Source organism: Chryseobacterium oryctis, from assembly GCF_025971925.1.
GTDB lineage: Bacteria > Bacteroidota > Bacteroidia > Flavobacteriales > Weeksellaceae > Chryseobacterium > Chryseobacterium oryctis.
In genome coordinates this window covers 90,892-102,298 of record NZ_JAPDHV010000005.1, presented here as the reverse complement: position 1 = coordinate 102,298, position 11,407 = coordinate 90,892, and the positions used below count along the sequence as shown (strand labels likewise).

At 31.6% G+C, this 11,407-nt stretch carries 8 protein-coding genes; 7 read left to right on the top strand and 1 reads right to left on the bottom strand.

Translation table 11 applies throughout. From position 1 onward, the window contains the following. The 5 genes from OH806_RS12100 to OH806_RS12080 all read left to right on the top strand — a co-directional run bounded on the left by OH806_RS12100 (position 1) and on the right by OH806_RS12080 (position 6,343). On the top strand, positions 1-1,167 hold the full coding sequence (locus OH806_RS12100; RefSeq protein ID WP_264743947.1) for a T9SS type A sorting domain-containing protein: 1,167 nt from the start codon (positions 1-3) through the stop codon (positions 1,165-1,167). 123 nt (positions 1,168-1,290) lie between these two features. Beyond that, positions 1,291-3,942 carry a 4-alpha-glucanotransferase gene (locus tag OH806_RS12095; RefSeq protein WP_264743946.1) on the top strand — a complete coding sequence of 884 codons (2,652 nt, stop codon included), beginning with the start codon at positions 1,291-1,293 and terminating at the stop codon, positions 3,940-3,942. A 140-nt stretch (positions 3,943-4,082) separates the two neighbouring features. After that, a complete protein-coding gene (locus tag OH806_RS12090) occupies positions 4,083-5,072 on the top strand; it encodes a hypothetical protein (RefSeq protein ID WP_264743945.1) in 990 nt (329 codons plus the stop codon). A 171-nt stretch (positions 5,073-5,243) separates the two neighbouring features. Continuing rightward, positions 5,244-5,696 (top strand): hypothetical protein, encoded by a 453-nt coding sequence (locus OH806_RS12085; RefSeq protein WP_264743944.1) that lies wholly within the window; start codon positions 5,244-5,246, stop codon positions 5,694-5,696. Positions 5,697-5,833: 137 nt separating this feature from the next. Beyond that, positions 5,834-6,343: a ferritin gene (locus OH806_RS12080; RefSeq protein WP_264743943.1), complete on the top strand. Its 510-nt coding sequence runs from the start codon at positions 5,834-5,836 to the stop codon at positions 6,341-6,343. A gap of 56 nt (positions 6,344-6,399) precedes the next feature. On the opposite strand, the gene OH806_RS12075 is transcribed toward OH806_RS12080, so the two are convergent. Further along, on the bottom strand, positions 6,400-9,540 hold the full coding sequence (locus OH806_RS12075) for a UvrD-helicase domain-containing protein (RefSeq protein ID WP_264743942.1): 3,141 nt from the start codon (positions 9,538-9,540) through the stop codon (positions 6,400-6,402). Between the two features lie 185 nt (positions 9,541-9,725). Between OH806_RS12075 and OH806_RS12070 the strand changes: the two genes are divergently transcribed. Continuing rightward, a complete protein-coding gene (locus OH806_RS12070; protein WP_264743941.1) occupies positions 9,726-10,517 on the top strand; it encodes a hypothetical protein in 792 nt (263 codons plus the stop codon). Between the two features lie 64 nt (positions 10,518-10,581). Continuing rightward, positions 10,582-11,358 carry a carboxypeptidase regulatory-like domain-containing protein gene (locus OH806_RS12065; RefSeq protein ID WP_264743940.1) on the top strand — a complete coding sequence of 259 codons (777 nt, stop codon included), beginning with the start codon at positions 10,582-10,584 and terminating at the stop codon, positions 11,356-11,358. Positions 11,359-11,407 lie beyond the last annotated feature (49 nt).

The window sequence follows — 11,407 nt, the reverse complement described above, 5'->3', positions numbered from 1 at the left end:
ATGAAAAAACATTTATTCCCTCTATTCTTGCTGTTGCTAGGTGCAAATGCTCATGCACAGCAAGATTTTTTTGCTTTGGTAGGAAAAGACACCTCTAGTATTGTCTTTAGTGATTTCCGTGCCATTGATGCAACAAACGGAACTTCCGGAGAAAAAATTTTCACGGCAGATTCTCCTGTAAAAATTTTCTCACAAGCAAGAAACGCATCTGTAACTGAGGATAAGAATAATTATAACAATTCTCAGGCAATCACAATGGCTACTTTAGCGTATGATTCTTCTAATAACAATTTGGTGTATATGCCGATGTTTTCTTCCAATATTTATGTTTTAAATCAAAAAACAAAAGAAATTACTTTGGTGGAAAATAATGTTGCCAGAGTAACATCGTGTGATATTAATTCTCACATGACAAGAATGACAACAGGATATGACGGTAATATTTATGCGATCAATAACGCAGGAACGCAGTTTTTACAGATTAGTAAAAAAGGAAGTCAATATGTTGTTAATGATTTAGGAATAATTAAAGATGATGCTTCCAACGGGAAGAATTCATTTACTGCCATTGAAACAGGTTTTGGTGGAGATATGATTGCTGATGCAGAAAATAACTTTTATGTTTTTGCAACATCTGGAAATGTTTTTAAAATATCAACTAAAGAATTAAAAGCAAAATTTGTCGGAAAAATTTCGGGAATTCCTGAAAATTACTCTGTAAATGGTTCTGCGGTAAATGCAAATGGAAAAGTTGTGATTGCAAGTGCAAAAGGAGCTTCTTTATATGAGGTAGATTTGAATACATTACAGGCAAAACAAATTGAAGGTGAGCAGAATTTACATATTTATGATTTGGCGAGTAAATATTTTGTAAATAATAGAGCTACTTCAGGTTCTGTTTTTGCGAATCTGGATATTTACCCTACAAGAGTAGATGAAAAATTTATCAATATCAATCTGAATGATAAGTCGATAAAAGGTAAAATTAAAATGAATGTTTTTGATTTATCAGGCAAAAATGTAATGAATCAGGATTTTTCTGTAAAAGACGGTTCTTTGCATCAGCAGGTTTATTTGAAAAATCTAGTTAATGGAGCATATCTGGTTAATATTACTGATGAATCTGGGAAAATATTATTAAATAAGAAAATTTTAGTTGTAGAATAATCTTTAACTTTGCTTAAACTTAAAACCTTTTCATGCTTTTTGAAAAGGTTTTTTTAATGAATATTTGATATTCAATAAGTTTTGTTTTTCGAGATTATAATGTACTTTTATAAAAAAATATAAATGAAGCTATACTTTAATGTAGGATACAACGTAAAAGTTGGAGAGACTTTGCTGTTGGTAATCAATGAAGAAGGAGCTGTTCCGCAAACTCATGTGATGCTTTATGCTGAAAATGGTTTATGGAAATGTGAAGTTGATTTTTTTTCAAAATCCATTTCATACAATTATCAGTTGGTTGATGAAAAGGGGAATATTTTGAGAGAAGAATTTGTTCAGCATCACCTTAATTTCCCCCACAATTATAAAGAGTTTGTCATTTTTGACGAATGGAATAATAAAAATTTCCCGGAGAATTATTTGAATAATAAAATTCTCTATAATAAACTAAATCAATTTAAGCCTGAAAAGGTTACCGTTTTAAAAAAACATACTCATTTATTCAGAATTGAAGCTCCAATTTATAATCCAAATTGGAAAATTGTATTGTTTGGGAGTACAACTTCTTTAGGAAACTGGGATTATGAGAAGGTGATTCATTTGTCTCAAACCGATTTTGGCGTTTGGGAAACTTCTGTAGAAATTCCTGAAAACGAATTTATCCAATATAAATATTGTATTTATGATACAGCAGCAGGAAAGGTGATTGATGTAGAAACAGGTGAAAACAGATTTACGATACCGAATCACGCTAAAGATGTTTTGCAGATTGTATCTAATCATTATTTCAAATTCAAACTATATCAAATGTATCATGCAGCAGGTGTTGCTGTACCGGTTTTCTCTTTAAGAAGCGAAAACGGATTTGGTGTCGGAGAATTTTCAGATTTAAAAAAATTAGCAGACTGGAATAAAGAAACAGGGCTTGGGATTATTCAGATTTTACCGATTAATGATACTACCGCAAATTATTCCTGGACAGATTCTTATCCTTATGCAGCTGTTTCTGTCTATGCTTTGCATCCACAATATATTTCTTTAGAAAATCTTGATTTTAATATACCTAAAGATTTAGTTGATGATTATAAGAAAGAAAAAGATGAATTAAATTCTTTGGAGCTTATTGATTACGAAAAGATGATTTCCGGAAAATGGAAATATCTGAAAGCTGTTTTTAATGATAAAAAGGAAACGATTTATAAGGATAGAAACTTTAAAAAATTCATTAAAGACAATGAAAGTTGGCTACTCCCTTATTCTGCTTTTTGTGTTTTGAGAGATAAATACAAAACTCCTAATTTTAACGATTGGAAAACTCATAAAAAATATATCGCAGGAAAAATTGCACCCTTTTTCAGTGCAAAAAGTAAAGATTATGATGCTTCAATGCTTCATGCCTGGGTTCAGTATCAACTTCATAAGCAATTAAAAGATGCCATTGATTATACTCATAGTTTAGGTGTTTCTGTGAAAGGCGATTTACCGATTGGTATTTATAGATATTCTGTGGAAGCATGGGCAGAACCGGAGCTTTTCGGTATGGATTTTCAAGCAGGAGCACCACCTGATCAGTTTACAGAACTAGGGCAAAATTGGGAGTTTCCTACCTATAATTGGGAAGCTATGAAAGCGGATAATTATAAATGGTGGAAAAACAGATTCAAAGCATTGGAGCAATATTTTGATGCGATGAGAATTGACCATATTTTGGGATTTTTCAGAATCTGGAGAATGCCTATTTCTGCCACTCAGGGAATTTTGGGATATTTTTATCCTGCCGTTCCAATTACTCTTGAAGAATTTAATGCAAGACATATCCCGTTTAATTTTGACAGATATTGCAAACCTTTTATTAATGACCAAATTATTTGGAATTATTTTGGAGAAAATAGCGGAAAAGCACTTGAGTTTATCAGTAATAATCATGATGGAACCTATTCTTTCAAGCCAGAATTTGATACGCAGAGAAAATTGTCTGATTTTTTCAAAGAAAATCCTAGAGGTCAGATTGAGGAACAATTGATTTCTCTTTGTGCTAATGTTTTATTTTTGGTAGAAGAAAGAAACGGACAAGTTGTTTATCATCCGAGATTTAATGTTTATAATACAGATTCTTATAAATATCTCTCGGATTGGGAGAGAAAAGCTATTTATGAGCAGTATCATGATTATTTCTTCAAAAGGCAAGACGAACTTTGGTACGAAAAGGCAATGGAAAAGCTTCCTATGATTCTTAATGCTACCAAAATGCTTATTTGTGGTGAAGATTTGGGCTTAGTTCCAGACTGTGTACCTGTTGTAATGGATGAATTGGCAATTATTGCTTTGAAAGTTCAGCGTATGCCTTCAGAAAACATTCCTTTTTACAACCCTAGAAACGCAGGTTATCTGAATGTAGTAACAGCCTCTTCTCACGATAGTTCAACTTTGAGACAATGGTGGAAAGAAGATCCTGCTCTCACTCAAAAATATTTTAATCAGCAACTCATTCAATACGGAAAAGCTCCTGAAGAACTTGATTCTCATTTAGCTGAAATCATTATGAAACAACACCTTTACAATGATGCAATGTTGGCAATTTTCCCTCTTCAGGAGTTTTTAGCGACTGATAAAGAGCTTACAAATCCGAAAATAGATAACGAAAGAATTAATAATCCGGCTGTTTTCCCACATTATTGGCGATACAGAATGCATCTGAATATTGAAGATTTAGTTAATAAAAATAGCTTTAATCAAAAAATAGCAAATTGGGTTAAAGATAGCGGTAGGGCGTAAATTTAACATTTGATTATCAGTTGTTTAAATATAAATTAAGAGAAGTTTTATCGAAAGATTTAACTTCTTTTTTTTATTTATATCAAAAAGACAGGATAGAGATATTCTACTAATATATTAACCAATTAACGACTAAGAAAATGAAAAAAATATTGATAGGTTTTGTAATGAGTTTAACGACTTTGTCGTTTGCTCAGCAATATCCGAATAATGGATGGGATGATGACGGGTATTATCAGAATGATAATGGATATTATACTGATCAGGATGACCAGAATTATTTCCCTGATGATTATTACTACAATTATCCTCAAGATTACTATCCTCAGGATTATTATCAAAGTAATTATAATGATTACAGAAATAGTATTGTAAATATAAACTGGAATGTATTTTTTACACAAAACAGATTAGCTCCTTGGCAGATTAATCAAATTTTAAGACTAAATAATCTGTACATAAGCTTCTCTTCATGGAATAATTTCTATAGATATAATCCAGACAGATGGTATTATGACAGATTCTATGCATTGCAAAGGATTTTAGGACCAAGAGTTTTTGTTGTTTTCCAAAACAATTATTATAGAGGATATCATCCTGTAGTGTATTTCCAAAACTACAGAAGAACTCATTATGCATCTATTTGTAGACCAATACCTCGTTATAGAAACGTAAATATTAATATTTACAGAGTTGATAGAGCAAAATTCCGTAGAATGGATAATCCTACTTTTAATATTGTAAGAAGAACAAGTGATAGACCTAATAATGGATTTAGAGGCTCTGTAAATAATGGAAATTCAGGCTTTCGTGGACAAGCCGATAACAACAGAAACAATAATTCAGGAGGATTCAGAAAAGATAACAACGGAATAAGAAATAATGGAGGTTTCCGAAATGAAAGAGCTGATAATAATGGTAATAGGGGGAATAATGGGGGATTTCGAGGAGGAAACAGTGAAATGAGAAGAGAAACGCCTACAAGAAACGAAAATAAGGGTTTCAGAGGAAATAATGAAGGTGGGTTCAGACAAAGAAATGAGAATTCTGCTCCAAGACAGGAAAATCGCGGACACGGAAATGAAAATAGAGGAAATTCAGGGTTTAGAAGTAGGTTAGCGAATAATTAATTTTCATATATTATATTTAAGTGGTGTGAAGGACAAATCTTTGAGGTTTGTCCTTTTTATTTTTTTATATATCGATAAGTAAATTTAACATTTTTTATGAAAAATTCCGTTTAACTTTAGTTTTAACTAATAATCAAAAAGATGTATAACAATTAATTAAATATTTTTAAAATGAAAAAGTTAGTATTAGCAATAGCATTTATGGGAATGGGAAGTTTTGTAATGGCTCAACAGACAACTCCACAGGATAAACAGGCAAAAAGAGCTGAATTCCAGCAAAAAATGCAACAAAAAGAGCAGGAACATTTAGCACAGATGCAGAAAGATTTGAACTTAAATCAATCTCAGGTATCTCAAATCAAAGAACTTCATGAAAAAAGAAAATCTGAAATGAAAGCTGAATTTGAGAAAAACAAAGAACAAAGACAAGCTAAAATGGAAGAAAGAAAGGCTAAAAGAGCTCAGATGGATGCTGATATGAAAAAAATCTTAACTCCAGAGCAATATGATAAATGGCAGACTGATAGAAAAGCTAAAATGGAGCAAAGAAAAGTAGCAATGAAAGAGAAAGGGATGAGAGGAGGAAAAATGATGAAGAAACCAATGAATGCACCAGTTCAATAAACAAATTAATAGTTTATAATTTTGATTTTTTAATGTTAAGAGGGCGGATGAATTTCCGTCCTTTTTATATTAATTTTCATTAAAAACTTTTGTTTTCGGGCTTTTATTCACTAATTTTGGGTATAAATTTATTACTTATGGTTAGCGAGAAAATTGCAAAATTAATTAACGAACAAATAGCTCACGAACAATATGCTGCTCAATATTATCTTTCTATGTCTGCTTGGTTTTCAGGAAAAGATTTAGACGGGATTGCAAATTATTTCAGAGTTCAGAGCAAGGAAGAGCTAATGCATGCAGATAAAATGTTTGATTACTTAAATGATGTTGGAGGAGAAATCATTATTGGAGAAATTGCAAAACCTCCGCATGAGTTTGAAAATGCTGTAGATATTTTTGAGAAAGCATTGGAGCATGAGAAAAAAGTTACAAAAAGTATCTTCAATATTGTAAAGAATGCTAATGAGGAGGGGGACTTCGCTACAACTTCTTTTTTACAATGGTTCATCAACGAACAGGTAGAAGAAGAGGCAAGTGCATCACAATATGTTACTAAAATTAAAATGGTTTGTGATAACCCATCGGCTTTATATCTTTTTGACCAAGAATTGGCTCAAAGAGTTTTCACTCCTGATACAACGGCATAAGAAGATTTTTTATAAGATTATAATAATACGGCGGCACCAAAGGTGCCGCCGTATTATTATAAATAAATCAACTGAGTCTTAATAACATTTCTGCCAAGACTTTCTAAAATGTATTTGTAATTTTCAATCTGTTTTTCGTTTTTCTCTGTTTTTTCACCAGTTTTGAAATCTACAATGATGTATCCTTCATTGCTTTGTAAAATTCGGTCAGGACGATAGATTTTACTTTCTCCGTTTTCGGAAATCATAATATCTTTTTCGTTGATGACCTTCCATTTATCATCGAAAAATTCTGAGTATTGTTTTACGATTTGTTCTAAAGTTTCCTGAATTTCATTTTTTTCTTCAAGAGTAATTTGTCCATCCAAAACATAGCTTTCCAAAACTTTTGTAATATCCTTTTGAGTATTGATTTTTGATAATAATTCATGTACGAAAAGCCCAACTCTTACCTTTTCGTTACGAACCTGATAGTTTTTAGACGGAGTGGCAATTTTTATTGAAGTACTTTTTTCGTTGATATTTTTAAGATTTCGGATGTCTTTTGTTTCAAAATGAGATGTCTTATCCTTTGATTGCTTTTTCAGCATTTCAGGATGAATATCATACAAATCAAATTCGTCAAGGTTTTCAGTGTTTTTAGATTGAAGATACTCTAGAATTTCTAGATTATTAGACGTTTTATTAGCTTTTTGAATATAAAAGAACAGTTGTTCAACAGGTCTGGTTGTGGCAACATATTGTAAACACAATCGGTCAACAAAGTTTTTATAAGAATTTTGTTTGTTGAAAATTTCAATTTCTTCATCATACACTTCCAGGTTTTTGTTGAACTGGTTAATATTAACGGATTTCAATGCCGTATTACTACTTGTTTCAAACCAGTTGGTGAATTCGGTATCACGGTTTTTATTCATCATCGGAATAAAAACAATTGGGAATTCCAAACCTTTCGCTTTATGAATTGTCATAATCTGAATGGCATCAATATTATCCGACGCCTGAATGGTATGTTTTGAAGCCTCTTCGTCCCAATATTTTAAAAACTCCTTTGTACTTGCCCCGGCATTTTGTGTGAAATTAAACAGCATTTCTAAGAAATTCAATAAAAAATCAGTCTCTTTATTTTCTACAGAAAATTCGTTGATATAATATTCAACAAAATTATATAGATTGAACTTCGGAAAGTTGTCTAGTTTTAACCAGATGGAATATTTTTCCTGAATAAATTGAAGGATTTCTTCATGTGTATCTAAATCCAGAATTGCTTTCATTTCCAGTGTGAAATCTTTCATAGAAACTCTTCCCAAAGAATTCAGATGATACATCATCATGATTAAATTGGGTTTGTTTTTAGGATTTGTTTCCCATTTTAGGAATTCAATAACTGCCTTTAAAGTATTGGATAACTCTAAGGTAAGACCTTTTTCAGAAATTGTTTTGATATTGGTTTCTTCACCTTGATAATTCACTTTTAGACTACCCAATTTTTGGGAATAACTGAAAATATCGAAGTTTCCTCTACAAAGAATGGTAATATCGGAAAACTTAAAACCATTATCTAAACTTTCCTGAATATTTTTTCTCATTCTTTCGGCTGTATCATTGTAGAAGTCTTCGTTGGTTAAATTTTCAATGAGATTTACTTTTACACGACCCTCTATAGATGATTTCGGATTTTGCTCTGCATCAATTCCGAAAATATTTTTATGCTCTTCTACTAAATCTCTGGAGTGGAATTGGTAAAGTTCGTTATTAAAATGAACAATATTTTTCGCGCTTCGCCAATTATCTTTTAATACTAAAAGTTCTGCTTCTTTAGGCGAAACTTCCTTTTTATTGATAATATCCAACATCAATTTACTTTCTCCACCTCGAAAACGATAGATACTTTGTTTAGGGTCTCCAACTAATGTAAAAGAAGTATTTTCAGTAGAAACAGAATGATCTCTTAGCGGGACAAAATTTTGCCACTGAAGCTCGGAAGTATCCTGAAATTCATCGAAAAAATAATGTTGAAACTGAGAACCAACCTTTTCGTAAATAAAGGCAGAAGGTTCATTTTTAAGATTTTCGTTGATGAGAATGTTGAATTTTGAAAGCAAAACCAAATCATTTTCTTCTTCAATTTTTTTCAGTTCATCTTGGATGTCCTTGTTTACTTTTAAAGGAAGAAGAGCAGATAAAATTTTCTCTTTTTTCTGTGTTTCTATATATAAAAGAATCAGTTGCATTCTGTTCTCCAGCAACTGTTCCAGAATTTCACCAACCAAAGATTCTTTACTTTTTGATTTAGTTGCAACAATTTTTTGATAATTATTGATTGCTGTTTCTTCATTTGTTGGAAAAGGAAATTTATCTCTTTCTTTATTATTAAATCTTAAAACTTCATGAAAGAATAAACCTAGTCCATTCTTTTTTCCACCGGAAAAATCCTCAATTTCAATATTTCTGGATTTGAATAGCTCGATGGATTTTGTGGCTAAATCAACAGCCTGCTTTTTATTGGAAACAATCTCTTTTCGGAGTGCATTTTTGATATTTTCGTAGTTGGTATTATCAAAGTCTTTATTGTCCTTAAGGTGTTCATAATGAATGTCTTTTACAAACTCCTTTGCCGAATCGTAAAGGTTTTTATTTAAATTAATTCTTTCGTTATTTTCAAGGCTGTAATCTACATAATCCATAAATGAATTTGAGATAATTTCATTTTCCCCGATTTGGTCGAGCATTTTATCAACGGCTTCAATCAAAAAGGGTTCTGCTTCAATTTCTAGGTTGAAATTTTTTGCCAATCCTAATTCATACGAGAAACTTCTCACTAACCTTGAGTTGAAGCGATCGATTGTTCCGATGTTAAGCGTAGAGTAGTTGTGAAGTATGTAATCGAGTAATTTTTTTGCACGATGATGTAGCTCATCAATCGTGATTTTTAATCCTTCTTCTTCAAATGCTTTTTGAATATTTTTTAAGTCATTATTTTCAGCAAAGTTATCAGCAGCAAAATTACCCAGCCAAGACAAAATTCTTTCCTTCATTTCATTGGCTGCCTTATTGGTGAAAGTCAATGCCAAAATATTCCTAATAGATTGTTGCTGATTAGGATATCGAAGACAAATCATCAAAAGTCTCTGAACAAGCGCGTACGTTTTCCCCGAACCTGCAGAAGCGTTGATGACTGTATAAGAATTTTGCATTTTTTGAGAAGAATTGAAGGTGCAATTTAGCTAAAATTTGATGAAAATTTTAACAATTTTGATTGAGTATTTTAACAGTTTTAGATACAAAAGTCTAAAAGATTTGCTAAAACACGTTAACTGAGGTTAAACTTGTAGTTTAATGTAAAAATAATTTTAGATTTGCCTTGTAAAAAAAACTTTCCGTGAAAATTAAACTTCTTTTTATCTTATTTACTCTGGCTTTTATCAATATTAACGCGCAAAAAATTAGCGGAAAGATTATTGATGATAACGGTTTGGCGTTAAGTACAGTAGTAGTGAAAAATATTACGAATAATAAAACTGTTTTTTCTGATTCTTTTGGAAATTTTTCGGTCGAAGCTAATGAAAATGATGAAATTCGTTTCGTAAAGGAGGGTTTTTATAGAACTGACAGAAAAGTTTCAGGGGAAAATATAACGAGCTTGATGAATGTTCTTCTTTTACGTGCTGAAACTTTGATTCCGGAGGTTAAGATAGCATATAAACCGACCGGAAATTTAGAAAGAGACAGTAAGCATTACGGAGATTCTAAGAAGCTGGCTTCATTGAAATCCGGGTTAAATGATTATATGAGAAGTCCTTTAAAAGAACCACTGCCGAAGAATGAGGTTTCAAAAGCATTTACAGGGCATGACTTCAAGGTTGGTCAGGCAGATTTGATTGGTGTTTTTAATCTTGCTAAAGGTTTGGTGAAAAAAGCAACTGAACCTAAAATTACAAAGCCTACTTACAAAGAAACTCAAGATTTTATCAATAGGGTAAAATCTTTAGACCTTAGTTTTGCTAAAAAATATGGAATGACAGAAGAGCAGATAGATAGTTTTCTGCTATATGCGGAAGAAACCCGTGAATTATCCAAGAAATACAGAAAAACTTTTAACGTTGCTGAAATAAAAGCCGAATTGAGCATCGCTTTTTCAAAATATATTCAGACTAATAAAGTTGGAAATTGAGAATTTTACATGTAACATTCTCATTTTTAGTATGACTTATGTATAAAACAATAAGTTTGATTTCATGAAGCATTTTTTGATTTTAATGATGATTTTTATGTTTGGGAGTGTATTTTCTCAACAGAAAATTACAGGAAGAATCAAAGATGAAAACGGAATCGCTCTTTCCGGAACTACAATTATCAACATCAATACAGACACTAAAACTTATAGTGATACTTCAGGAGAATTTTCTATCGATGCCTCAAAAAATGATGAACTAAGGTTTATCCGCGTTGGTTATGAAAGAATTTCAGGAAGAGTTCTTACTAATGATTCCAATCCTTTTTTATTGATTACAATGATAAAGATTCCTGAGGTTATTGAGGAGGTCAAAGTCTCCAAAAAACCAACTGGAGATTTAGAAACGGATTCTCGAGCTGTGGCAAAAGTTGATAAAGGCGAACAAGTACGAGATGCTGTAGGTCTGCCACAGCCTGTAGGAAAAATGAGAGAAAAACCAGCTGAAGTTAAGCAGGTTTTGATTCCAATACTTTTAGGTCAGTTGAATGTTCAGGGTGTTTATGATTTAATCAGTGGGAAAGCGAGAAGGCAAAAACGCCAGTACAAATATGATGATTTGCAGGAACATATTAAATGGGTTCGAGATAGGGTAGATGATGAATATTTTACAAAAGCAGGAATTCCTGAAAATAAAATATCGGAATTTATAGAATTTTCTTTTTATGAGAAACCTTATGTGAGAACGTACGTAAAAGCCAAAAACTTATCTGGTGTTTTATTGAGAATGGAAGAAGCTATACCTATTTATCTCGAAAGATTAAAAAGTAGCAAACAATAATAAATGTTAATAAAATCTTAAAATTTGGAATAAGAATTGATGTAATGAA